Genomic DNA, 22,325 nt, shown 5'->3' on the forward strand with positions numbered 1-22,325 from the left:
TGGAATAGACTCAAGTTTGTGTACGCTGACTCTGTCAGTACCGGGACAAGCTGACGCCAGGAGGAGAAGGGACACGTGGACGCCGAGCTGACCAACAGGAGCCGGGACGCGATCAACGCGGCAAGCAACCGGGCCGTGACCGAGGGGCACCCGGATCTCACCCCCGCCCACCTGCTGCTGGCTCTGCTCGAGGGCCAGGACAACGAGAACATCACCGACCTGCTGGCCGCCGTCGACGCCGACCAGGCAGCCGTGCGGTCCGGCACCGAGAAGGCGCTCGCCGCCCTGCCCAGCGTGACGGGGTCCACCGTGGCGCCCCCGCAGCCGAACCGCGACCTGCTCGCCGTGATCGCGGACGCGCAGGCCCGCGCCAAGGACCTCGGCGACGAGTACCTGTCCACCGAGCACCTGCTCCTCGGGATCGCCGCCAAGGGCGGCCCCGCGGCCGACGTGCTCACCCGCCAGGGCGCGACCGCGAAGAAGCTGCTGGACGCCTTCCAGAAGGCCAGGGGAGGCCGCCGCGTGACCACCGCAGACCCCGAGGGGCAGTACAAGGCGCTGGAGAAGTTCGGCACCGACTTCACCGCCGCCGCCCGCGAGGGCAAGCTCGACCCCGTCATCGGACGGGACCAGGAGATCCGCCGGGTCGTGCAGGTGCTGTCCCGCCGCACCAAGAACAACCCCGTCCTCATCGGCGAGCCCGGCGTCGGCAAGACCGCCGTCGTCGAAGGGCTCGCCCAGCGCATCGTCAAGGGCGACGTGCCCGAGTCCCTGAAGAACAAGCGGCTCGTCGCGCTCGACCTCGGCGCGATGGTCGCGGGCGCCAAGTACCGCGGCGAGTTCGAGGAGCGCCTGAAGACCGTCCTGGCCGAGATCAAGGACTCCGACGGGCAGATCATCACCTTCATCGACGAGCTGCACACGGTCGTCGGCGCGGGCGCCGGCGGCGACTCCGCCATGGACGCCGGCAACATGCTCAAGCCGATGCTGGCCCGCGGCGAACTGCGCATGGTCGGCGCGACGACCCTGGACGAGTACCGCGAGCGGATCGAGAAGGACCCCGCGCTGGAGCGGCGCTTCCAGCAGGTGCTGGTCGCCGAGCCGTCCGTCGAGGACTCCATCGCCATCCTGCGCGGACTCAAGGGCCGCTACGAGGCCCACCACAAGGTGCAGATCGCCGACAGCGCGCTGGTCGCCGCCGCGACCCTGTCCGACCGGTACATCACCTCCCGCTTCCTGCCCGACAAGGCCATCGACCTGGTCGACGAGGCGGCGTCCCGGCTGCGCATGGAGATCGACTCCTCGCCGGTCGAGATCGACGAGCTCCAGCGGTCCGTGGACCGGCTGCGCATGGAGGAGCTGGCCCTCGACAAGGAGACCGACCCCGCCTCCCGGGAGCGCCTGGAGAAGCTGCGCCGCGACCTCGCCGACCGCGAGGAGGAGCTGCGCGGCCTGACCGCCCGCTGGGAGAAGGAGAAGCAGTCCCTCAACCGCGTCGGTGAGCTGAAGGAACGACTCGACGAGGTGCGCGGCCAGGCCGAGCGCGCGCAGCGCGACGGCGACTTCGACACCGCCTCCAAGCTGCTGTACGGCGAGATCCCGGCCCTGGAGAAGGAGCTGGAGGCCGCCTCCGAGGCCGAGGAGGAGGCCGCGCAGGACACCATGGTCAAGGAGGAGGTCGGCTCCGACGACATCGCGGACGTCGTCGCCGCCTGGACCGGCATCCCCGCGGGCCGCCTCATGGAGGGCGAGACGCAGAAGCTGCTGCGCATGGAGGAGGAGCTGGGCAAGCGCCTGATCGGCCAGCAGGAGGCCGTGCGGGCGGTGTCCGACGCGGTGCGCCGCACCCGGGCCGGCATCGCCGACCCCGACCGGCCCACCGGCTCGTTCCTCTTCCTCGGCCCGACCGGCGTCGGCAAGACCGAGCTGGCCAAGGCGCTCGCCGACTTCCTCTTCGACGACGAGCGGGCCATGGTCCGCATCGACATGTCGGAGTACGGCGAGAAGCACAGCGTGGCCCGCCTGGTCGGAGCCCCGCCCGGCTACGTCGGCTACGAGGAGGGCGGCCAGCTCACCGAGGCCGTGCGCAGGCGGCCGTACAGCGTGGTCCTGCTGGACGAGGTGGAGAAGGCGCACCCCGAGGTCTTCGACATCCTGCTCCAGGTGCTGGACGACGGGCGGCTCACCGACGGGCAGGGCCGCACGGTCGACTTCCGCAACACGATCCTGGTGCTGACGTCCAACCTGGGCAGCCAGTACCTGGTCGACCCGATCACCAGCGAGACGGAGAAGAAGGAGCAGGTCCTGGAGGTCGTCCGCGCCTCCTTCAAGCCCGAGTTCCTGAACCGGCTGGACGACCTCGTGGTCTTCTCGGCGCTCAGCAAGGACGAGCTGAGCCGGATCGCGCGGCTCCAGATCGACCGGCTCGCCAAGCGGCTGGCCGAGCGGCGGCTCACCCTGGAGGTCACCGACGCGGCCCTGGCCTGGCTCGCCGACGAGGGCAACGACCCGGCCTACGGTGCCCGCCCGCTGCGCCGCCTCGTCCAGACGGCCATCGGCGACCGGCTCGCCAAGGAGATCCTGTCCGGCGAGATCAAGGACGGCGACACGGTCCGGGTGGACGCCTTCGGCGACGGCCTGATCGTGGGACCGGCCACCGGCAAGACGCTCTGAGGCGTCCCCGGCACCGTGATCACGGGTACCCGGCGGGAACCGGGTACCCGTCCGGGTGACCGGATCGAGTCAGCCCTCGGCTGACAGGCCCGTCCGGGCTTGCCACCCCCCTCCCTGCATGGGGGAGGATGGCGGAATCCGTACGAAGGGAAAATCACGGTGAGCATCGACCCGTCCTCGATTCCGAACTTCGGGGGCCAGCAGCCGCAGCCCGGGCCGCCGCCCGGCCCCGTCATCCCGGATCAGGACCTCGTGAAGCAGCTCCTCGACCAGATGGAGCTGAAGTACGTCGTCGACGACGAGGGTGACCTCGCGGCGCCGTGGGAGCAGTTCCGTACGTACTTCATGTTCCGCGGCGAGGGCGACCAGCAGGTCTTCTCGGTGCGGACGTTCTACGACCGGCCCCACCAGATCGACGAGAAGCCCGCGCTCCTTGAGTCGATCGACGACTGGAACCGCCGGACGCTGTGGCCGAAGGTCTACAGCCACACGCACGACGACGGCACCGTCCGCCTGATCGGCGAGGCGCAGATGCTGATCGGCACGGGCGTCAGCCTGGAGCACTTCGTCTCGTCGACGGTCAGCTGGGTGCGGGCCGCCATCGAGTTCGACAAGTGGCTCGTCGAGCAGCTCGGCCTGGAGCAGGAGATCAACGAGACGGACAAGCCCGAGGACGACGAGTAGTCGTCGCAGCGGACGTACCCGCGGCGCGGTGCCGCGGGCTGAGGAGAGCCCGGCCCTGGTGCCGGGCTCTTTCCGTGTCTCAGCGACCCGCGCCCCGCATGCGGTGGGCGAGCCGCCCGATCAGCACGGCGTTGACCAGTCCCGCGAGGCCCACGGCGACGGTGAAGACCAGCGTGCCCAGCCCGGGGATCCCGGAGTACTCCGCGGGCGGCGAGAGCGGCACGGCGAGGAAGCTGAACGGGGCGGCGGTGATGAGGGGCCAGATCCCCGCGAAGCCCGGGTCCGGCGACAGGAGCACGGCGTACAGGAAGAAGCCGAGCGCCACGGCGACGACGGCGCAGTAGGCGCGGGCGGGCCAGTTGTCGAAGGCGGGCGCGAGCAGGTTCCTGGCGGGCACGTTCGACCGCACCGGCGTCGATGCCGCCCGCTTCGCGCCGAGGGCGCCGAGGGCGGCGGCGTTGACGAGGGCGCACAGCAGAACCCAGGCCGCCCAAAACCCGACGGCGAGCGCCTCACCCGGCCCGCCGCCCTCGGTGCCGGGCCCGAACGGGAGAGCCACGCCGAACAGCGAGAGCGGCGCGGTGAGCAGCATCGGCGCGATGGCGGCGGGGCTGTCCGGGAGGACGAGCATGACCAGGACACTCAGGCCGAACAGCACGAGGTAGCCCCGGGCGAGCCGGCTGTCCGTGCCGAGCACGAGGAGCCGCGGCAGGCGGGGGCGGGGAGAGGTCTGCATCGGAAGGGCCCTTCGGCTCGTACAGGTCGATGCGGACGAGTCTGGCCGTGCGGTCCCGCTCAGACATGAGTACAGCTACCGGGCAGGCACCTGCGCAGGTACTCAGCACCGCGAACCCGGCACCCCGACGGACGCCTCCGCCCACACGGTCTTGCCCAGGGGCCGCCGGGGCGCCCACCCCCAGCGCACGGCCAGGGCCTCCACCAGGACCAGCCCCACCGTTTACGACAGCTGAGCGCCCCTGACGACGGGACGACCGGCCCCGGTAGGACAGCGGTCAGCGCGCAAACGCCTTGCGGAGCCGTTCCGCCGCGTCGGTCAGCACCTCGGTGCGCTTGCAGAACGCGAACCTGACGTAGGGGGCGCCCTCCTCGCGGTGGTCGTAGAAGACCGCGGTGGGGATGGCGACCACCCCGGCCCGCTCCGGCAGGGTGCGGCAGAACGCGATGCCGTCGGTCTCGCCCAGGGGGCGGATGTCGGCGGTGATGAAGTAGGTGCCGGCGGGCCGGTAGACCGTGAGGCCCGCCTCCTCCAGGCCGGTGGCCAGGATGTTCCGCTTGGCGAGCATGTCCACGCGGAAGTGCTCGAAGTAGGAGTCCGGGAGCGACAGCGCCTCGGCCACCGCGTACTGGAACGGGCCCGCCGACACGTACGTCAGGTACTGCTTGGCCGAGCGGACGGCCGTGACCAGGGCGGGGGAGGCCGTCACCCAGCCGACCTTCCAGCCCGTGAACGAGTACGTCTTGCCAGCCGAGCTGATCGTCACCGTGCGCTCCCGCATGCCCGGGAACGAGGCGAGCGGGATGTGCTCGGCGTCGTCGAAGACCAGGTGCTCGTACACCTCGTCGGTCACGACGAGCAGGTCCCGCTCGACGGCCAGCTCTGCGATCGCCGCCAGCTCCGCGCGGGTGAGGACCGTGCCGGTCGGGTTGTGCGGGGTGTTGAGGAGCAGGAGGCGGGTGCGGTCGGTGACTGCCGCCCGAAGCTCGTCCAGGTCGAGGCGGAACGCGCCGTCGCGCGGGCGCAGGGTGACCGGCACCCGTGTCCCGCCCGCCATGGCGATGCAGGCCGCGTAGGAGTCGTAGTAGGGCTCCAGGGCGACCACCTCGTCGCCGGGCTCCACCAGCGCGAGCAGGGCCGCCGCGATGGCCTCCGTGGCACCCGCGGTGACCAGGACCTCCGTGTCGGGGTCGTACGTCAGGCCGTAGCGCCGCTCCTGGTGCGCGACGACGGCCGCGCGCAGCTCGGGGACGCCGGGGCCCGGCGGGTACTGGTTGCCCCGCCCGTCGCGCAGCGCCCGTACGGCGGCCTCCCGGACCTCCTCGGGACCGTCGGTGTCGGGGAAGCCCTGCCCGAGGTTGATGGACCCGGTGCTCAGGGCCAGCGCCGACATCTCCGCGAAGATCGTCGTCCCGAACTCGGCGAGCCGTCGGTTCAGCAGGGGGCGCGAGGAGGAGGTCATGCCCGTCATCCTCCGCCCTGGCTCGGGCTCTGCTCAACTCGCCCGCGCGGCGCTTGCTCCGCGGGGCGGTGCGTAGAGTGCCTGCGGTCGTGGAGGGGAGAGGACGTTGGACGCGGTCGAGTTCCGGCTCAGCGCCCGGGTGCGTGCGGCACGGCGGTGGCTGGTGGTCGCGAGCGCGGGCGGTGGCGTGCTCGTGGCGGCCGCCGTCGCGTCCGTGGTCGCCGACGCCGTGGGCTGGGTGGCGGTGCCCCGGGCGGTCCAGGCCGTCCTGGTGCTGGTGACGCTGTTCGTGCTGCCCGTCGTCTGGGTGGGCGTACACGCCGTGTGGGCGCTGCGCGGGCGGGCCGAGCTGTTCGCCGCCGCCGGGGAGCACCCGCGCCGGCGTCCCACCGACCGGCAGCTGGTGGACCACCTGCGCGACGAACACCCGCTCACGCCGCTGTGGTGGATGCTCGCCGTCCTCGGCGGCCTCGGCGCGCTCTGTCTCGGGGTCGCGCTTCCGTTCGCGCTCGCGGACGGCGCCCTGCTCGCGGGTGCGCTCCTCGGCGCCGGCCTCGTCGTGTCCCTGGCCGCGCTCGGACTCGCCGTGCCGGGCATCCGCCGCGCCGAACGGCAGGGCGCGGAGGACGCGAAGCGGCGGTCCGCACTGTGGCCGCTGCCCGGCGCCGTCGAACGCCGGCTCGCGAACCCCCTCCTCGGCACCGGCGACGGAGGGCACCTCGGAGCCTGACCCGCGGGCGGCGAATCCCCTGAAGTTCCTCTGAACTTCCTCAACTCTGCTTTGGGCCGCGAGCGCCCCGGGCATCTCCCCCGCACGCACCGAGCGGCGGCGCCCACGGGGGGATGTCCGGGTCCGTCTCGGGGGAACGGAAGGAGGCCGACGCCATGGTCACAGGACTTGTCGTGGTGCTGGTCGCAGTGGTGTTCGTCCTGGTCTTCGTGTCGATCGCACGCAACGCCGCGCGGCGGTCGGTGAGCCGGGCGCGCGGGCGGGGCCGTGGCTCGTACAGGCGCACCTCGTACAGCCGCAGCAGCCGCAGCGGCAGCGGCAGCAGTGACAGCAGCCACAACAACAGCTGGTGGGTCGGCGGCGGGGACACCGGGTCGTCCTGCGGAAGCTCCTCCTCCTCGTCGTGCTCGAGCAGCTCCTCCTGTTCAAGCGGCTCGTCCTGCGGAGGCGGGTCGTCGTGCGGCGGAGGGGGCGGATGCGGTGGCGGGAGCAGCTGACACAGGGCAGCTGAGCTCCACCCAGCAGGGGGAGCCGCATCCACCACGAGAGCGGGGCCGGTGCCTGGACCGGCCCCGCTCTCCGTCGTCCGGGCGCACCGGCGCGCGCCCCCTCGCACAGGCGCACGCCGGAGTTGAACAGTTGAGCTGATAAGCCCTCTGAGGGATGGAAACCCCACGAACTTGGGTAAAAACGCTGTGTCACCGACACAGTTCATGATTCAGTGAAGTTCACCTACGCAGCCCCTCGGACGTCCCACGGACACCCATCTGACCGCCGACAGGGCTGACGGGGCCGACGTCCCGGTGCCGGCAGTGCGACGACGGCCGGCACCCCACCTTCCTCCTGCGTGCCAAGCGGAGCCCATCCATGCTCACCACCCTGCACACCGCCTACAGCGACACGCGCGCCGCCGACCTGGCCTGGACCCTGGGTCGGGAGCCGCTTCCCGCTCTGGCCACGCTCGACCTCGAACTCGACGGCGTCAGCCTCCAGTTGAGGCTGCTCGGCGCCTCCCACCAGGTCCTCGTCGACGAGGAGCGGGGACGCTGTTCGGAGACGGTGGCCTGCATCCCGGGCAGCAGCACCCCCCTCCCGCTCGGCGTGACCAAGCGCGCGGGCGACTGGGAGTACGAGTTCGCCGCCCGGGTGGAGGTGCTGCCGCCGGGCCAGTTCGCGGGCCGCGCGCAGGAGTTGCTGGCGCTGGTGGCCGACCACCCGCACGGCCTGGCCGGCGTGTTCCCCGGCAGCCCGTACGCGTTCACCGCGATGCTGGCCCGCCGCCACGAGGGACAGGTGCACTGGCGGACCTGGCACGCCTACCCGCAGGACGGCCAGCTGGTGGCGACGCGGACGCGGGTCGGGGTGCGCGTCCCGGCGGTCCCCGCGCGGTCCACGGCGAGCCGGCTGCGCCCGTCCGCCGTCCTCGCCGGATAAACCACCGGCGTCCCCGGAGCCGCTGATTCCACACGTGTGGGTGACGAGGCGTGCCCCCGGGGTCACGTACCGTCGGCAACGTGATCGAACCGCACGCCCCCGCGCCCCCCGGCACGACGCCCCCCTGGGGCGGCCGGGCGCGGCTGCCGGTCCGGCCGGACACCGGGCGGTTCCTGGTCCTCGCGGGCGTCTTCGTCTGCGCCGCCTGCGGACTCGTGTACGAGCTGGAACTCGTCGCCCTCGCCTCGTACTTGATCGGCGATTCGGTCACCCAGGCGTCCGTCGTCCTGTCCGTCATGGTCTTCGCCATGGGCATCGGCTCGCTCGCCGCCAAGCGGCTCCGGCCCCGGGCCGCCGCCGGGTTCGGCGCCATCGAGGCGGTCCTCGCGCTGGTCGGCGGGTGCAGCGCCCTCGCCCTGTACGCCGTGTTCGCCTGGACCGGCGACTGGGGCGGCCCGTGGGCGCACGCGCCCCGCGTGCTCCTCGTCGCCTTCTCCCTCATCATCGGGCTGCTCATCGGCGCCGAGGTCCCGCTGCTGATGGAGCTGATCCAGCGCATCCGCCGGCAGGACGCGGGCGGCGCGGTGGCCGACCTGTTCGCGGCGGACTACGTCGGCGCGCTCGTCGGCGGGCTGGCCTTCCCCTTCCTCCTGCTGCCGCTGCTGGGCCAGCTGACGTCGGCCCTGATCACCGGCGCGGTCAACGCGGTCGTGGGCGCGGCGCTCGTCCTCGGGGTGTTCCGCGCCGACCTCAGCCCCCGGGCCCGCCGGGTCCTCCTCGCCGTCAACCTCGCCGTGCTCGGCGTCCTCGCCGCGGCCGCCGTCCTCGTCGACGACTTCGAGCGGGCCGCGCGGCACGCGGTGTACGGGCCGGACGTCCGGGTGGCCGTGCGGACGGACACCCAGGAGGTCGTCATCACCGGCGGCACCGGCGGCCGGCCCCTCGACCTGTTCCTCGACGGGCGGCTCCGGGTCAGCGGCCGCGACGAGGGCCGCTATCACGAGGCGCTGGTGCACCCCGCGATGAGCGGCGGGCACGCGCGCGTGCTGATCCTCGGCGGCGGAGACGGGCTGGCGGCCCGCGAGGTGCTGAGCCACCCCGGCGTGCGCCGGGTCGACATCGTCGAGTCCGACCCCGAGGTGGTCCGGCTGGCCCGCGAGGACCCGCCGCTGTCCCGGCTCAACGGGTACGTCCACGGCGACCCGCGCGTCCGCGTGCGGGACACCGACGCCTTCCGTCTGCTGCGGTCGGTGCCGCCGGGCTCGTACGACGTGATCCTCTCCGATCTGCCCGACCCCGGCGTGACGGACAGCGCCGGGCTGTACTCGCAGGAGTTCTACGGCCTCGCCCGCCGCGCCCTCACCCCGCACGGGCGCCTCTCCGTGCACGCCGGGTCCCTCACTGCGGACCCGCGCGTCCTGTGGACCGTCGAGGCCACCCTGCGCGCGGCCGGGCTGCGGACCACGCCGTACTCCCTCGCGGTGCGCGATCCGGCGGCGGGACCGGCGCGGGCGCCGGACGACTGGGGGTTCGTGCTGGCCGGGCGGGACGGCCCGCCGCCGCTGCGGGCGGGGACGGGTGCGCTCACCCGCGCGGGCCTCGCGGCCGGGGTACGGGCGGCCGAGGCGTCCCGGATCGGCGGGCTGCCGGCGTCGACGCTCGTGCATCCGCGCTACTGACTCGTGCATCCACGCTACTGAGCGCCCCCGGCCGGCGTCCGGCCGCCGAATCCCGGCATTGTGTGGGTGCGGTTCACGCCATGCTGGGTAGGCTCGATCGGCATGGAGCATGAGGTGTTCGTTCCGGTCGCGGCCGAGCGGCTCAGGGAGGTGCTGGCCGACCCCGTGCGGGTCGCCCGCGCGGTCCCCGGGCTCCAGCAGGACGCCGGTGCCGACCCCGTCGCGGGGCGCCTGAAGCTGCGCGTCGGCGGGCACACCATCACCTACCGGGGCGCCGTGCGCGTCACCGCGCGCGACGGCGGGGCGTACGCCGTGGAGGGCGACGCGACCGAGGCGCGCAGGACCGGTTCCGTGAAGCTCGCGCTCACCCTGCGCGTGCGCGACGCCGACGGCGGTTCGACGCTCGCCGTCGAGGGCGGCGCCTCCGCGGACGGGCGGGTCACCGAGTTCGAGGCCGACGCCGTGCACGCGGCCGTCACCCGGCTGCTGAACCGGTTCGCCGAGCAGCTCGGCGCGGTGGCGGCGGAGTCCGCCGGGCCGGAGACCGCCGGAGAAGGGGTCGAGGAGGCGCTGGCGCCGGGCGAGTTCGAGCCCCGCGTGACCAGCGACTTCGAGACGACACCGGACGCGGAGGACCCGCCGGTTCCCGACCCGGCGTCCGTGTTCGACACCGAGGTGCCGCCACCGGCGCTGGACCCGGAGGCCGACACGGAGGCGGAACCCGAAGCGGCCGACGAGAACGACGCGGCCGACGAGAACGACGCGACCGACGAGACCGATGGGACCGACGGCGAGGCGCCCGTCGCGGAGGCCGCGCACGCCCGGCGCACGATGATCGGACGCAGCGCCGAGGAGGTCGACCACGCCCCGCCGCGCGGCCGGTACGCGCCGGTGCCGCCGCCGCAGTCCCTCGCACCGAACTCCACGCTGCGCTGGGCCGCCCCGGCCGCCGCGGTCGTGCTGGCCTCGGCGATCGTGGCCGGCCGGATGCTGCGCCGCCGCCGCTGACCCGCCGGGCGGTCTTGATCGCCCCCGGTAGGGTCGTCCTGTGCGTACCGAACAGATCACGCTGACCGCGGGCGACGCGGAGGTGGACGTGCTGCCGGGCAACGGCGGACGGGTCGGGGGACTGCGCGTCGGCGGGACGGAGCTGCTGCGGCAGGGGGAGCGGTTCGGCTGCTTCCCGATGGTGCCCTGGTGCGGGCGCATCCGCGACGGCCGCTTCCGTGACGGCGCAGAGGTACGGCAGATGCCGCTCAACGCACCGCCCCACGCCATCCACGGAACGGCCCGCGACGACGCCTGGAAGGTCGCCCGGCACACCGGCGCCGAGGCAGTCCTCACCTACGACCTCGTCGAGCCGTGGCCCTACCCGGGCCGGGTCACCCAGGCCGTCACGCTCACCCCGGACAGCCTCAGCCTGACCATGTCCGTGGAGACGTACGACGCGTCCTTCCCGGCGCAGATCGGCTGGCACCCCTGGTTCAACCGGAACCTCGGCGACGGCGGCCAGGACGTGCGGCTCGACTTCACCCCGGCCTGGCAGGAGGAGCGCGGCGACGACCACCTCCCCACCGGCAACCGGGTCGAGCCGAGGCCCGGCCCCTGGGACGACTGCTTCGGGATGCCCGGCGGCGTCGACGTCACCCTCACCTGGCCCGGGCGCCTGGAGCTGAAGGTGACCAGCCGTGAGGAGTGGGTCGTCGTCTACGACGAGCAGGAGGCCGCCGTCTGCGTCGAACCGCAGACCGGGCCGCCCGACGGCCTGAACACCCTCCCCCGCCTGGTCACGCCCCTGGAGCCGCTGGAGGCCACGACCGTCTGGACCTGGCACCGCCTCTAAGCTGGGCGGCATGACTGACGTTCGCGCGGCGCTGCTGCAGCAGATCAAGGACAAGGCCGTGGTGCACGGCAAGGTGACCCTGTCGTCGGGCCTCGAGGCCGACTACTACGTCGACCTGCGGCGCATCACGCTCGACGGCGAGGCCGCCCCGCTGGTCGGGCAGGTGCTGCTCGACCTGACCGCCGACCTGGAGTTCGACGCCGTGGGCGGGCTGACCATGGGCGCCGACCCGGTCGCCGCCGCCATGCTGCACGCCGCCGCCGCGCGCGGCCGCCGGCTCGACGCCTTCGTCGTCCGCAAGGCCGCCAAGGCGCACGGCCTCCAGCGCCGCGTCGAGGGACCGGACATCGCGGGCCGCCGCGTGCTCGTCGTCGAGGACACCTCCACCACCGGCGGTTCGCCGCTCACCGCCGTCGAGGCCGTACGCGAGGCGGGCGCCGAGGTCGCCGGCGTCGCGACCATCGTCGACCGGGCCACCGGTGCCGCCGAGAAGATCCGCGAGGGCGCCCAAGTGCCGTACCTGTACGCGTACTCCAAGGACGAGCTCGGCCTGGACTGACCTTGCCCGCCGGCCGGGTCCGTCTCGGCTGGTGACAGACGCTCGGAGCATCCGGGTTCGTCTGGAAAGATGGGCGCCGACGACGACGTCACACCCCCCAAGGTCTAGGTCAGGGCCAAGAAGAACGCCGTACGCAGTACGCCGACCCGCACACTCCAAGGAGCGGACAGATGCCCATCGCAACCCCCGAGGTCTACAACGAGATGCTCGACCGGGCGAAGGCAGGCAAGTTCGCCTACCCGGCCATCAACGTGACCTCCTCCCAGACCCTGCACGCGGCCCTGCGCGGCTTCGCGGAGGCGGAGAGCGACGGCATCATCCAGATCTCCACGGGTGGTGCCGAGTTCCTGGGCGGTCAGCACAGCAAGGACATGGTCACCGGCGCCGTCGCCCTGGCCGAGTTCGCGCACATCGTCGCCAATAAGTACGACGTCACCGTCGCGCTGCACACCGACCACTGCCCGAAGGACAAGCTCGACGGGTACGTACGCCCGCTGCTCGCGGTGTCCGAGGAGCGCGTCGCGCGCGGTGAGAACCCGCTGTTCCAGTCGCACATGTGGGACGGCTCGGCGGAGACCCTGGCCGACAACCTCGCCATCGCGCAGGAGCTGCTGGAGCGCGCCCGCGCCGCCAAGATCATCCTCGAGGTCGAGATCACCCCGACCGGTGGCGAGGAGGACGGCGTCACCCACGAGATCAACGACTCCCTCTACACCACGGTCGACGACGCGGTCCGCACCGCCGAGGCCCTGGGCCTGGGCGAGAAGGGCCGCTACCTGCTCGCCGCGTCCTTCGGCAACGTCCACGGCGTGTACAAGCCGGGCAACGTCGTCCTGCGTCCCGAGCTGCTGAAGGAGCTCAACGAGGGCATCGCCGCCAAGTACGGCAAGCCGGCCGGCTCGCAGCCGTTCGACTTCGTCTTCCACGGCGGCTCGGGCTCCACCGAGGAGGAGATCCGCACCGCGCTGGAGAACGGCGTCGTCAAGATGAACATCGACACCGACACCCAGTACGCGTTCACGCGTCCGGTCGCGGACCACATGTTCCGCAACTACGACGGCGTCCTGAAGGTCGACGGCGAGGTCGGCAACAAGAAGACCTACGACCCGCGGACCTGGGGCAAGCTCGCCGAGGCGTCCATGGCCGCGCGTGTGACCGAGGCCTGCACGCACCTGCGCTCCGCCGGTACGAAGATCAAGTAGTTCTCGTCCCTCCGGGGACCCGCGAGCCCGGCGCCTGCCCTTGGCGCCGGGCTCGCTGTATACCTGGGGACATGCCCGATGTCCGGCTGGCCTCAACGCAGGGCCGGTGGATCCTGCTCACCACCGTCCTCGGCTCCAGCATGGCGATGCTGGACTCCACCGTCGTCAACGTCGCCCTGCCGCGCATCGGCCGCGACCTCGACGCCGACCTCGCCGCGCTCCAGTGGACCGTCAACGCGTACATGCTGACGCTGGCCGGGCTGATCCTGCTCGGCGGCTCCCTCGGCGACCGGTACGGGCGGCGCCGCGTCTTCGTCGTGGGCGTGGTGTGGTTCGCGGCGGCCTCCCTGCTGTGCGGGCTCGCGCCCGGCGTCGAGGTGCTGATCGCCGCGCGCGCCCTCCAGGGCATCGGCGGGGCGCTGCTCACCCCCGGGTCGCTGGCGCTGATCCAGGCCTCCTTCCACCCCGACGACCGGGCGCGGGCGGTCGGCCTGTGGTCCGGGTTCGGCGGGATCGGGGCGGCCGTCGGGCCCTTCGTGGGCGGCTGGCTGGTCGACGGGCCGGGCTGGCGCTGGGTCTTCCTGCTGAACGTCCCGGTGGCGCTGGTGTGCGCGCCGATCGCCGTGCGGCACGTCCCCGAGTCGGGCGACGGGACCCGGCACGGCCGCTTCGACGTGCTCGGGGCCGCCCTGGGCGCGCTGTCCCTGGCCCTCGTGACGTACGCGCTGATCGAGGCGCCGAAGGGGTCGGCGACGGTCGCGGTGGCCGCGGTGGCGGGTGTGGGCGCCGGGGCCGCCTTCGTGCGGGTCGAGCGGCACCGGAGCGATCCGATGATGCCGCCCGACATCTTCCGCTCGCGGCAGTTCACGGCCGTCAACCTGGTCACGCTGTGCGTGTACGCGGCCTTCGGCGGCTTCTTCTTCCTGGCCGCGCTCCAGCTCCAGGTGGTCGCCGGGTACTCGGCGCTCGCGGCCGGCGCGGCCCTGCTGCCGACGACCGGGCTGATGCTGCTGTTCTCGGCGCGCTCGGGCGCCCTCGCGGACCGGATCGGCCCGCGCATCCCGCTCACCGTGGGGCCGCTGGTGTGCGCGGCCGGGATGCTGCTGATGCTGCGGGTGGGCCCGGACGCCGTGTACGTGTCCGACGTGCTGCCCGCGCTGCTCGTGCTGGGCACCGGCATGGTCACGCTGGTCGCCCCGCTGACGGCGACCGTCCTCGGGTCCGTCGACACCGCCCGGGCGGGGCTGGCCAGCGGGATCAACAACGCGGCGGCGCGGGCGGCGGGGCTGATCGCGGTGGCCGCGCTGCCGCTGCTCGCGGGGATGGGCGAGGAGGCGTACCGGTCGGCGCCGGCGTTCGACGCCGCGTTCCGGCGGGCCATGCCGATCTGTGCGGGGGTGCTGGTGGTGGGGGCGGTGGTGGCGTTCGCGACCGTGCGGTCGCTGCCGCCCGGCTGCCGTAAGCCGGAGTGCCTGCGGCACGCTTCCGTGGTGACGCCTCCGTTGGAGGGGCAGCGGAGCAAGGCGCGGCTGGGGGAGTAGGGCCGTCTCCGGGGGCTGCCGCCCCCGGGCCCCCGCTTCGGCCCTGGACGGGCCTCGTCCTCGAGCGCCGGACGGGCTGGTGGGGGCGCGGTGGGTTGGGTGGGCGGATGGACCACACTGGGGGCATGGCCATTCACGAGAACCTGCTCGGGGGTCCGCCCCCGACCCATCTGCCCGACGACCCGGAGCCCCGCGAGGCGCTCGCGAGCGGTACCGCGCCCTCGGACGTCGCCGCCCGGTACCCGACCTCCTCCCTGGCCTGGGCCCAGCTCGCCGACGAGGCGTTCGAGCGGGGCAGCGTCGTCGAGTCGTACGCCTACGCCCGGACCGGCTACCACCGGGGCCTGGACGCGCTGCGCCGCAGCGGCTGGAAGGGCCACGGGCCCGTGCCGTGGGAGCACGAGCCGAACCGGGGCTTCCTGCGCGCCCTGCACGCCCTCGCCCGGGCCGCCGGGTCGATCGGTGAGCAGGACGAGTACGAGCGCTGCTCGCAGTTCCTGAAGGACTCCTCGCCCACGGCCGCCCAGACGCTGGGCTAGCCGTTCCGGGTGCCCCCGCGAGGCCCGACCCGTGTGACCGGGCGGGCCTTGCGAGGTTCCGGGGGCATGGCTGAGGATGCCGGTGGGGACCGGGGCCCCTTTGCCGATAACGGCAGGGCGGACCGCTACCCGTAGTTACACAGGAGACAGCGATGTCCCAGCAGGCTCATCGGTCCGCGGACACCACCGCGGGGACTCAGGAGCCCGAGACCCCGAACCTCGACTTCGCGGGTACGACACCGTACGAGGACTACGTCAAGGCGGACGTCCTCACCCACCTGCAGCACACCCTCTCCGACGATCCCGGAGAGATGGTCTTCCTGGTCACGACCCAGGTCATGGAGCTGTGGTTCACCGTCATCGTCCACGAGTGGGAGACCGCGGCCCGCGCGCTGCGCGAGGACCGCCCCGGTGTGGCCGTCGACGCCCTCAAGCGGTCCGTGCGGGAGCTGGAGGCCCTGAACGCCTCCTGGACGCCGCTCGGACAGCTCACGCCGGCCCAGTTCAACTCCTACCGCAGCGCCCTCGGCGAGGGGTCCGGCTTCCAGTCCGCGATGTACCGCCGGCTGGAGTTCCTGCTCGGCGAGAAGTCGGCGTCCATGCTGGTCCCGCACCGCGGCGCGCCGCGCGTCCACGCGGAGCTGGAGAAGGCCCTGCACGAGCCGAGCCTGTACGACGAGGTGCTGCGCTTCCTCGCCCGGCGCGGCCACGCCGTCCCCGATGCGGTGCTCACGCGGGACGTCACCCGCCGCTACGAGCCCTCGGAGGACGTCGAGGCGGTCTGGACGGAGATCTACACCGGCGACCAGAACGCCGAGCTCACCCGTCTGGGCGAGGCGCTGACGGACGTCGCCGAACTGGTGTGGCGCTGGCGCAACGACCACCTGGTCGCGACCCGCCGCGCGATGGGCGCCAAGGCCGGCACCGGCGGCTCGGCCGGGGTGGCCTGGCTGGAGAAGCGCGCCCAGAAGAACGTCTTCCCGGAGCTGTGGACGGCGAGGTCCCATGTCTGAGCCGACCGAGCTCGCCGCGCGGGCCGAGAAGCTGGACGCCGCGGACGACCTCGCGGGCGTCCGCGCGCGGTTCGTCCTGGACGACGTCGTCTACCTCGACGGCAACTCCCTGGGCGCCCTGCCCGCGCACGTCCCCGGCCGGGTCGAGGACGTCGTGCGCCGGCAGTGGGGCGAGCTGCGCATCCGCTCCTGGGACGAGAGCGGCTGGTGGACCGCGCCCGAGCGGATCGGCGACCGGATCGCCCCGCTGGTCGGCGCGGCGGCCGGGCAGATCGTCGTCGGCGACTCCACCAGCGTCAACGTCTTCAAGGCACTGGTGGCCGCCGTGCGCATCGCCGGGGACGGCCGCGACGAGATCCTCGTCGACGCGACCACGTTCCCCACCGACGGGTACATCGCCGAGTCGGCGGCCCGGATGACCGGCCGTACGCTGCGGCCCGTGACGCCGGCCGAGGTGCCGGACGCGCTGGGCGACCGGACGGCCGCCGTGCTGCTCAACCACGTCGACTACCGCACCGGGCGGCTGCACGACCTGCCGTCGCTCACGGCCGCCGTGCGCGCGGCGGGCGCCGTGTCCGTGTGGGACCTGTGCCACAGCGCGGGCGCGCTGCCCGTCGGGCTGGACGAGCACGGCGTGGACCTGGCGGTCGGCTGCACCTACAAGTACCTGAACGGCGGCCCGGGTTCACCGGCGTACCTGTACGTGCGCCACGGCCTCCAGGACCGGTTCGACTCGCCGCTGCCGGGGTGGAACTCGCATGCCGAACCCTTCGGCATGCACCGGGACTTCGCCGCGGCCCCCGGCGCCCTGCGCGGCCGGGTCGGCACGCCCGACATCCTGTCCATGCTGGCCCTGGAGGCGGCCCTGGACGTGTGGGACGGGGTGCCGGTGGAGGCGGTGCGGGCCAAGTCGCTCGCGTTGACGGACTTCTTCCTGGAGTGCGTCGAGGCGTACGCGCCCGCCGGGCGGGTGGAGTCGGTCACGCCGGCCGCGCACGCCGAGCGCGGCAGCCAGGTCGCGCTGCGGTGTGCCGACGCCGGGGACGTGATGCGGGAGCTGATCGCGCGGGGCGTGGTCGGCGACTTCCGCCACCCCGACGTGCTGCGTTTCGGCTTCACGCCGCTGTACGTGTCCTTCGCGGACACCGAGCGGGCGGCCCGCGTCCTGGCGGACGTGCTGGGCGGCTAGACCGGGCCGGTTTCAGGGACGAACGCCCCCGCCGCGCCGCGTGCGCGGCGGGGGCGTTCCGGTGCCGGCCGCCCGTGGGACCTCACCGTGCGTGACACGCGTGTGTTCGCGCACGTCATCCGCCTGATAGCGTCCCCGCCAACGGCCGAGGTGTCCCCTGGTCCGTCACCCCCGCTTCCGTCCAATTCCGTTTCGCCGCTGAGAGGTTGGAGCATGCCGGACGCCGTCGCCGCTGCCCGGGACGCCGCCGAGGAGGAGTCGGCCTTCTCGCACCCGCCCGTCGAACCCGACGCCACCGCCTCCTACGGTCCCCACCCCGACCAGGTCGTCGACTTCTACGCGCCGCGCGGCACCGACGTGCCCGCCGGTCCGGTACCCCTGGTCGTCCTGCTGCACGGCGGCGCCTGGCGGGCCCCCTACGACCGGCGGCACCTCACCCCGTTCGCGGACTTCCTGGCCCGGCGCGGCTTCGCCGTGGCCAACGTGGAGTACCGGCGGGGCGCCGAAGGGTCCGAGACGGACGCCGGGCGCTGGCCGGACACCTTCGACGACGTGGCCGCCGCCCTGGACGCGCTGCCCGCGCTGGCCGGGAAGGCGCTGCCGCAGGCGGACCCGCGCCGGATGGTGCTCGCCGGGCACTCCGCCGGAGGGCACCTGGCGCTGTGGGCGGCCGCCCGGCACGTCCTGCCCGCCGGCTCCGTGTGGCGCACCGACGGGCCCCCGCCGCTGCGCGGGGTCGTGGCGCTCGCCCCGATCGCCGACCTCTCCGTCGCCGACAAGCTGGAGGTCTGCGGCGGCGCCGTACGCCAGCTCCTCGGCAGCGGACCGGAGTTCGCCGAGCGGCAGCCGTACGCCGATCCCGCGCTGCTGCTGCCCACCGGCATCGCGACGACGCTGGTCCAGGGCCGTACCGACATCGTGGTCCCGCAGGCCGTCGCCGAGGCGTACGCGGACGCCGCGGCGAAGGCGGGCGAGGTGGCCGGGCTGACCCTGCTGGAGGACGTCGGCCACTTCCCGCTGATCGACCCGGCGGCGGACGCCTGCGCGGTCGTGGCCGAGGAGATCGCCCAGCTGGCGTGGTGAGCGGGCGGGCCGTGGCCCGCCGCACCGGCCGCACCCCCCGCGACCTGCGGTGCTCCGCGTAGTACCTGAGATGTACGCGGGAGAACCCGCCTCCATGGGGACGACCGGACCCCCGCCCTGCGCCTACGGTGCTGTACGTGACCGAGACGACCCAGATGCCGCCCCCGCCGCCGGGCGACGCGGGCAAGCAGCGCAGCCCGGAGTACCGGCTGGCCCGCAACTCGCTGCAGGGACTGCGCGAGGACCTGTTCCGCGACCCCTTCGCCTACCGTCCGCTGCCGCCCCGGCACACCGACGGCCCGTTCCTGCGCCGCCTTCCCGCCCGGATACGCACCGCCGCCGAACGCCTCCCGCACGCGGTGGTCGCCGGGATCGCGCTGTTCACGCTGCTGATCGGCAGCCTGTCCGGCAGCGCGCCCGGCGGGGACGGCAGGGCCCTGCTGACCGGTCTGCTGTGCGCGCTGCCCGTCGTCACCACGCTGACCCGGCCCGTCGGCGCGTTCTGGCTGTCCCTCGCGATCACACCGGTGACCGCGGCCCTCAACGGCGGCGGGTCGGACTGGCCGTGGATGCCCGGCGCGTTCCTCTGCCACCTCACGGTGCTGGTCGTGGTGGCGCTGCGCACCCGGCCCCGCACCGCCGTCTGGATGTGGGTCGTCACCGCCGTGTACGTCGTCCTCTCGGACGGCGTCATCGGAGGGTCGTACTACTACTCCAACGGCGCCCCGATGCTGGTGACGTCCGCGTTCGCCCTGCTCGTGGTGTCCCTGCGGCACGTCCGCCAGGCCGCGCAGCAGGAGGTGACCGCCCAGCAGACGGTCACCGCGCAGGAGCGGTCCCGGCGCACCCTGCTGGAGGAGCGCACCACGATCGCCCGCGAGCTGCACGACGTGGTCGCCCACCACATGTCGGTGGTCGCCATCCAGGCCGAGGCCGCGCCCTACCGGGTGGAGAACCCGCCCGAGGAGCTGGAGCGCGCCTTCGCCACCATCCGGGAGAACGCGGTCGCCGCCCTCACCGAGCTGCGCCGCATCCTCGGGGTCGTCCGCGCCGAGGACTACGAGGCCCCGGACGCCCCCCAGCCCACGCTCGCCGACCTGGACGCCCTGCTCGCCAATGTGCGGGAGGCCGGGCTGGATGTGCGCAAGACGGTGACCGGCGCGGTCCGCGACCTGCCGCCCGGCGTGGAGCTGTCCGCGTACCGGATCGTGCAGGAGGCGCTGAGCAACAGCCTGCGGCACGCGCCCGGCGCGAGCGCCCAGGTCGAGGTCGGCCATGTCCTCGGCGGGCTCGGCCTGCGCATAGTCAACGGCCCGCCGCCCGCGCCGGCCCTGGTGAAACCGTCGCCGGGCGCCGGGCACGGCATCACCGGCATGCGGGAGCGGGTCTCCATGCTCAACGGGCGGATGACGGCCGCCGCGACGGACGACGGCGGCTACGAGGTGGCGGTGTTCCTGCCCGTCGAGGCGGCCGCGGAGGACAGCGCATGACCATCCGGGTACTGATCGCCGACGACCAGATGATGGTCCGCGAGGGCTTCTCGGTCCTGCTGAACGCGATGCCGGACATCGAGGTCGTCGGGGAGGCCGTCAACGGCCGCGAGGCGGTGGAACGGGTCCGCGAGCTGGCCCCTGACGTGGTGCTGATGGACATCCGCATGCCCGAGCTGAACGGCATCGAGGCGACGCGCGAGATCGTCGCCGCCGACGGGGCGGCGAAGGTGCTGGTCCTGACCACGTTCGACCTCGACGAGTACGTGTACCAGGCGCTGCGGGCCGGGGCGTCGGGCTTCCTGCTGAAGGACGCCTCCGCGCGCCAGCTCGCGGACGGGGTGCGGGTGGTGGCCGCCGGGGAGGCGCTGCTCGCCCCCTCGGTCACCCGGCGGCTGATCACCGAGTTCTCCAAGCTGTCCGACGCCCCGCGCGCGATGTCGTCCGCGCACGCGGCGTACGGGGAGCTGACCGAGCGGGAGACGGAGGTGCTGGTGCTGATCGCGCAGGGCCTGTCGAACTCCGAGATCGCCGAGCGGCTCGTGGTCGCCGAGTCCACGATCAAGACCCACGTCAGCCGCATCCTGGTCAAGCTCGGGCTGCGCGACCGGACGCAGGCGGCGGTGTTCGCGTACGAGGCCCGGCTGGTCACGCCCGGCTGAGACCGACGTCCGGCGGGGCTACGGTGACCTCATGGAACAGCGCATCACCCTGATCACGCTGGGAGTCTCCGACCTCGCCCGCGCGAAGTCCTTCTACGCGGCGCTGGGCTGGCGGGGGCAGGAGGTCGAGGAGACGGTCTTCTTCCAGGCGGGCGGCCTCGGGCTGGTGCTGTGGAGCCGGGAGAAGCTGGCCCGGGACTGCGGGCTGGAGCCGGGGGAGCCCGGCGGGTTCGGCGGCGTCGTCCTCGCGCACAACGTCCGCTCGCGGGCCGAGGTCGACGCCCTGCTCGCGGCCGTGACCGACGCGGGCGGGACGGTCACCAAGCCGGCGGCCGTCAACGTCGTCGGCTTCTACTCGGGCGCCTTCACCGACCCCGACGGGCACCCGTGGGAGGTCGCCCACAACCCGTCCTTCCCGCTGGCCGACGACGGCACGGTCACGCTCCCGGACTTCGGCGCGGCCTAGCGGGTGTCCCCCTGAAACCCTGGTCAGAAGGGGGGACGGCGGTCTACCGTCCGTTCATGGCAGCTCCTTTCGACCTCGGTTTCGACCCGTGGGACCCGGCGTTCCTCGCCGACCCGTACCCCGCCTACGCCGAACTGCGCGCCCGGGGCCGGGTGCACTGGTTCGAGCCCACGAACCAGTGGCTGGTGCCGCACCACGCCGACGTCTCCGCGCTGCTGCGCGACCGCCGGCTGGGCCGGACGTACCAGCACCGGTTCACCCACGAGGAGTTCGGGCGCGGCGCGCCGCCGCCGGAGCACGAGCCGTTCCACACGCTCAACGACCACGGCATGCTCGACCTGGAGCCGCCGGACCACACCCGCATCCGGCGCCTGGTGTCGAAGGCGTTCACCCCGCGCACCGTCGAGCGGCTCAAGCCGTACGTGCGCGACCTCGCCGGCGAGCTGGTGGCCGGGCTGGTCGCGCGGGGCGGCGGCGACCTGCTGAAGGAGGTCGCCGAGCCGCTGCCGGTCGCCGTGATCGCGGAGATGCTCGGCATCCCGGAGTCCGACCGCGGACCGCTGCGCCCCTGGTCGGCGGACATCTGCGGGATGTACGAGCTGAACCCGTCGAAGGAGACGGCCGCGAAGGCGGTCCGCGCCTCGGTGGAGTTCTCCGACTACCTGCGGGAGCTGATCGCGGCCCGCCGCAAGGAGCCGGGCGACGACCTGATCTCCGGGCTGATCGCCGCGCACGACGAGGGCGACCGGCTCACCGAGCAGGAGATGATCTCGACGGCGGTCCTGCTGCTCAACGCCGGGCACGAGGCCACGGTGAACGCCACGGTCAACGGCTGGTGGGCGCTGTTCCGCAACCCCGGCCAGCTCGCGGCCCTGCGCGCCGACCACGCGCTGATCCCGTCCGCGATCGAGGAGCTGATGCGCTACGACACCCCGCTCCAGCTCTTCGAGCGCTGGGTGCTGGACGACGTCGAGATCGACGGGACCACGATCCCGCGCGGCGCGGAGATCGCGATGCTCTTCGGCTCCGCCAACCACGACCCGGCCGTCTTCGCCGACCCGGAGCGCCTGGACCTGACCCGTACGGAGAACCCGCACATCTCCTTCAGCGCGGGCATCCACTACTGCATCGGCGCTCCGCTGGCCCGTATCGAACTGGCGGCCTCGATGACGGCCCTCCTGGATCAGGCCCCCGGCCTGCGCCCGGTGTCGGACCCGGAACGCAAGCCGAACTTCGTGATCCGGGGCCTGGAGGGCCTGCGGGTCGAGGTGGGCTGACCACCCGATGGACCGCGACGGTCATGGCAGGGCGTGCGGACCCCGTCGGCATCGACATCGACA

21 protein-coding genes are annotated in these 22,325 nt (G+C 73.4%); 18 read left to right on the forward strand and 3 right to left on the reverse strand.

Going from position 1 to position 22,325, the window contains the following annotated elements:
- The first annotated feature begins 75 nt into the window (after window positions 1–75).
- Together clpB and ADL34_RS15845 are read left to right on the forward strand one after the other, a co-directional pair.
- Window positions 76–2,673 (forward strand): ATP-dependent chaperone ClpB, encoded by a 2,598-nt coding sequence (gene clpB / locus ADL34_RS15840; protein WP_062673608.1) that lies wholly within the window; start codon window positions 76–78, stop codon window positions 2,671–2,673.
- A gap of 159 nt (window positions 2,674–2,832) precedes the next feature.
- Window positions 2,833–3,357, forward strand: coding sequence for a YbjN domain-containing protein (locus ADL34_RS15845; RefSeq protein ID WP_062673610.1), 525 nt, complete (start codon window positions 2,833–2,835; stop codon window positions 3,355–3,357).
- Window positions 3,358–3,436: 79 nt separating this feature from the next.
- Here the strand turns inward: ADL34_RS15845 and ADL34_RS15850 are convergent, their stop codons facing one another.
- Both ADL34_RS15850 and ADL34_RS15855 read right to left on the reverse strand, forming a co-directional pair.
- Window positions 3,437–4,093 carry an SCO4225 family membrane protein gene (locus ADL34_RS15850; RefSeq protein WP_062673612.1) on the reverse strand — a complete coding sequence of 219 codons (657 nt, stop codon included), beginning with the start codon at window positions 4,091–4,093 and terminating at the stop codon, window positions 3,437–3,439.
- Between the two features lie 277 nt (window positions 4,094–4,370).
- Entirely contained in the window at window positions 4,371–5,564 is a 1,194-nt protein-coding gene (locus ADL34_RS15855; protein ID WP_062673614.1) for a pyridoxal phosphate-dependent aminotransferase, read from the reverse strand.
- A 97-nt stretch (window positions 5,565–5,661) separates the two neighbouring features.
- Here ADL34_RS15855 and ADL34_RS15860 point away from each other — a divergent pair, with 97 nt between their 5' ends.
- Entirely contained in the window at window positions 5,662–6,285 is a 624-nt protein-coding gene (locus tag ADL34_RS15860) for a hypothetical protein (protein WP_062673616.1), read from the forward strand.
- A gap of 40 nt (window positions 6,286–6,325) precedes the next feature.
- Here the strand turns inward: ADL34_RS15860 and ADL34_RS36105 are convergent, their stop codons facing one another.
- On the reverse strand, window positions 6,326–6,655 hold the full coding sequence (locus tag ADL34_RS36105) for a hypothetical protein (protein WP_062673618.1): 330 nt from the start codon (window positions 6,653–6,655) through the stop codon (window positions 6,326–6,328).
- Between the two features lie 497 nt (window positions 6,656–7,152).
- On the opposite strand from ADL34_RS36105, the gene ADL34_RS15870 reads away from it, so the two are divergent.
- The 15 genes from ADL34_RS15870 to ADL34_RS15940 all read left to right on the forward strand — a co-directional run bounded on the left by ADL34_RS15870 (window position 7,153) and on the right by ADL34_RS15940 (window position 22,262).
- Window positions 7,153–7,719: a DUF2617 family protein gene (locus ADL34_RS15870; protein WP_062673621.1), complete on the forward strand. Its 567-nt coding sequence runs from the start codon at window positions 7,153–7,155 to the stop codon at window positions 7,717–7,719.
- An 80-nt stretch (window positions 7,720–7,799) separates the two neighbouring features.
- Window positions 7,800–9,398 carry a polyamine aminopropyltransferase gene (locus ADL34_RS15875; protein ID WP_062673804.1) on the forward strand — a complete coding sequence of 533 codons (1,599 nt, stop codon included), beginning with the start codon at window positions 7,800–7,802 and terminating at the stop codon, window positions 9,396–9,398.
- Between the two features lie 102 nt (window positions 9,399–9,500).
- Entirely contained in the window at window positions 9,501–10,406 is a 906-nt protein-coding gene (locus ADL34_RS15880; RefSeq protein WP_062673623.1) for an SRPBCC family protein, read from the forward strand.
- A 40-nt stretch (window positions 10,407–10,446) separates the two neighbouring features.
- A complete protein-coding gene (locus ADL34_RS15885) occupies window positions 10,447–11,241 on the forward strand; it encodes an aldose epimerase (protein ID WP_062673625.1) in 795 nt (264 codons plus the stop codon).
- 10 nt (window positions 11,242–11,251) lie between these two features.
- Window positions 11,252–11,800 (forward strand): orotate phosphoribosyltransferase, encoded by a 549-nt coding sequence (gene pyrE, locus ADL34_RS15890; protein WP_055621234.1) that lies wholly within the window; start codon window positions 11,252–11,254, stop codon window positions 11,798–11,800.
- Between the two features lie 170 nt (window positions 11,801–11,970).
- Window positions 11,971–13,002: a class II fructose-bisphosphate aldolase gene (gene fbaA, locus ADL34_RS15895; protein WP_062673627.1), complete on the forward strand. Its 1,032-nt coding sequence runs from the start codon at window positions 11,971–11,973 to the stop codon at window positions 13,000–13,002.
- 71 nt (window positions 13,003–13,073) lie between these two features.
- Window positions 13,074–14,543: an MFS transporter gene (locus ADL34_RS15900; protein ID WP_062673628.1), complete on the forward strand. Its 1,470-nt coding sequence runs from the start codon at window positions 13,074–13,076 to the stop codon at window positions 14,541–14,543.
- Between the two features lie 125 nt (window positions 14,544–14,668).
- Window positions 14,669–15,082 (forward strand): DUF3151 domain-containing protein, encoded by a 414-nt coding sequence (locus ADL34_RS15905; protein ID WP_062673630.1) that lies wholly within the window; start codon window positions 14,669–14,671, stop codon window positions 15,080–15,082.
- 152 nt (window positions 15,083–15,234) lie between these two features.
- Window positions 15,235–16,095, forward strand: a complete 861-nt coding sequence (locus ADL34_RS15910) for a tryptophan 2,3-dioxygenase family protein (protein ID WP_062673632.1) — start codon at window positions 15,235–15,237, stop codon at window positions 16,093–16,095.
- Window positions 16,088–17,284, forward strand: a complete 1,197-nt coding sequence (gene kynU / locus ADL34_RS15915) for a kynureninase (RefSeq protein ID WP_062673634.1) — start codon at window positions 16,088–16,090, stop codon at window positions 17,282–17,284. Before ADL34_RS15910 ends, kynU begins: the two co-directional genes overlap by 8 nt.
- 213 nt (window positions 17,285–17,497) lie before the next feature.
- On the forward strand, window positions 17,498–18,367 hold the full coding sequence (locus tag ADL34_RS15920; protein WP_062673636.1) for an alpha/beta hydrolase: 870 nt from the start codon (window positions 17,498–17,500) through the stop codon (window positions 18,365–18,367).
- A gap of 137 nt (window positions 18,368–18,504) precedes the next feature.
- Window positions 18,505–19,857 carry a sensor histidine kinase gene (locus ADL34_RS15925; protein WP_062673806.1) on the forward strand — a complete coding sequence of 451 codons (1,353 nt, stop codon included), beginning with the start codon at window positions 18,505–18,507 and terminating at the stop codon, window positions 19,855–19,857.
- Window positions 19,854–20,519: a response regulator gene (locus ADL34_RS15930; protein WP_062673638.1), complete on the forward strand. Its 666-nt coding sequence runs from the start codon at window positions 19,854–19,856 to the stop codon at window positions 20,517–20,519. Before ADL34_RS15925 ends, ADL34_RS15930 begins: the two co-directional genes overlap by 4 nt.
- Before the next feature lie 31 nt (window positions 20,520–20,550).
- Window positions 20,551–20,985, forward strand: coding sequence for a VOC family protein (locus ADL34_RS15935; RefSeq protein WP_062673640.1), 435 nt, complete (start codon window positions 20,551–20,553; stop codon window positions 20,983–20,985).
- Window positions 20,986–21,041: 56 nt separating this feature from the next.
- The gene (locus ADL34_RS15940) at window positions 21,042–22,262 is read left to right on the forward strand and encodes a cytochrome P450 (RefSeq protein ID WP_062673642.1); all 1,221 of its coding nucleotides are present in this window, start codon (window positions 21,042–21,044) and stop codon (window positions 22,260–22,262) included.
- Window positions 22,263–22,325: the final 63 nt, after the last annotated feature.

This window comes from Streptomyces sp. NRRL WC-3605, assembly GCF_001509795.1.
In the GTDB taxonomy this organism is placed as follows: Bacteria; Actinomycetota; Actinomycetes; order Streptomycetales; family Streptomycetaceae; genus Streptomyces; species Streptomyces viridochromogenes.

Excerpts from the sequence above, each read along its gene's own strand:
- ADL34_RS15855 (WP_062673614.1), bottom strand. The coding sequence starts at position 5,564 with ATGACGGGCATGACCTCCTCCTCGCGCCCCCTGCTGAACCGACGGCTC.
- ADL34_RS15910 (WP_062673632.1), top strand. The coding sequence starts at position 15,235 with ATGTCCCAGCAGGCTCATCGGTCCGCGGACACCACCGCGGGGACTCAG.
- ADL34_RS15900 (WP_062673628.1), top strand. The coding sequence starts at position 13,074 with ATGCCCGATGTCCGGCTGGCCTCAACGCAGGGCCGGTGGATCCTGCTC.
- ADL34_RS15930 (WP_062673638.1), top strand. The coding sequence starts at position 19,854 with ATGACCATCCGGGTACTGATCGCCGACGACCAGATGATGGTCCGCGAG.
- ADL34_RS15870 (WP_062673621.1), top strand. The coding sequence starts at position 7,153 with ATGCTCACCACCCTGCACACCGCCTACAGCGACACGCGCGCCGCCGAC.
- fbaA (WP_062673627.1), top strand. The coding sequence starts at position 11,971 with ATGCCCATCGCAACCCCCGAGGTCTACAACGAGATGCTCGACCGGGCG.
- ADL34_RS15920 (WP_062673636.1), top strand. The coding sequence starts at position 17,498 with ATGCCGGACGCCGTCGCCGCTGCCCGGGACGCCGCCGAGGAGGAGTCG.
- ADL34_RS15935 (WP_062673640.1), top strand. The coding sequence starts at position 20,551 with ATGGAACAGCGCATCACCCTGATCACGCTGGGAGTCTCCGACCTCGCC.
- ADL34_RS15850 (WP_062673612.1), bottom strand. The coding sequence starts at position 4,093 with ATGCAGACCTCTCCCCGCCCCCGCCTGCCGCGGCTCCTCGTGCTCGGC.
- ADL34_RS15880 (WP_062673623.1), top strand. The coding sequence starts at position 9,501 with ATGGAGCATGAGGTGTTCGTTCCGGTCGCGGCCGAGCGGCTCAGGGAG.
- pyrE (WP_055621234.1), top strand. The coding sequence starts at position 11,252 with ATGACTGACGTTCGCGCGGCGCTGCTGCAGCAGATCAAGGACAAGGCC.
- kynU (WP_062673634.1), top strand. The coding sequence starts at position 16,088 with ATGTCTGAGCCGACCGAGCTCGCCGCGCGGGCCGAGAAGCTGGACGCC.
- ADL34_RS15905 (WP_062673630.1), top strand. The coding sequence starts at position 14,669 with ATGGCCATTCACGAGAACCTGCTCGGGGGTCCGCCCCCGACCCATCTG.
- ADL34_RS15940 (WP_062673642.1), top strand. The coding sequence starts at position 21,042 with ATGGCAGCTCCTTTCGACCTCGGTTTCGACCCGTGGGACCCGGCGTTC.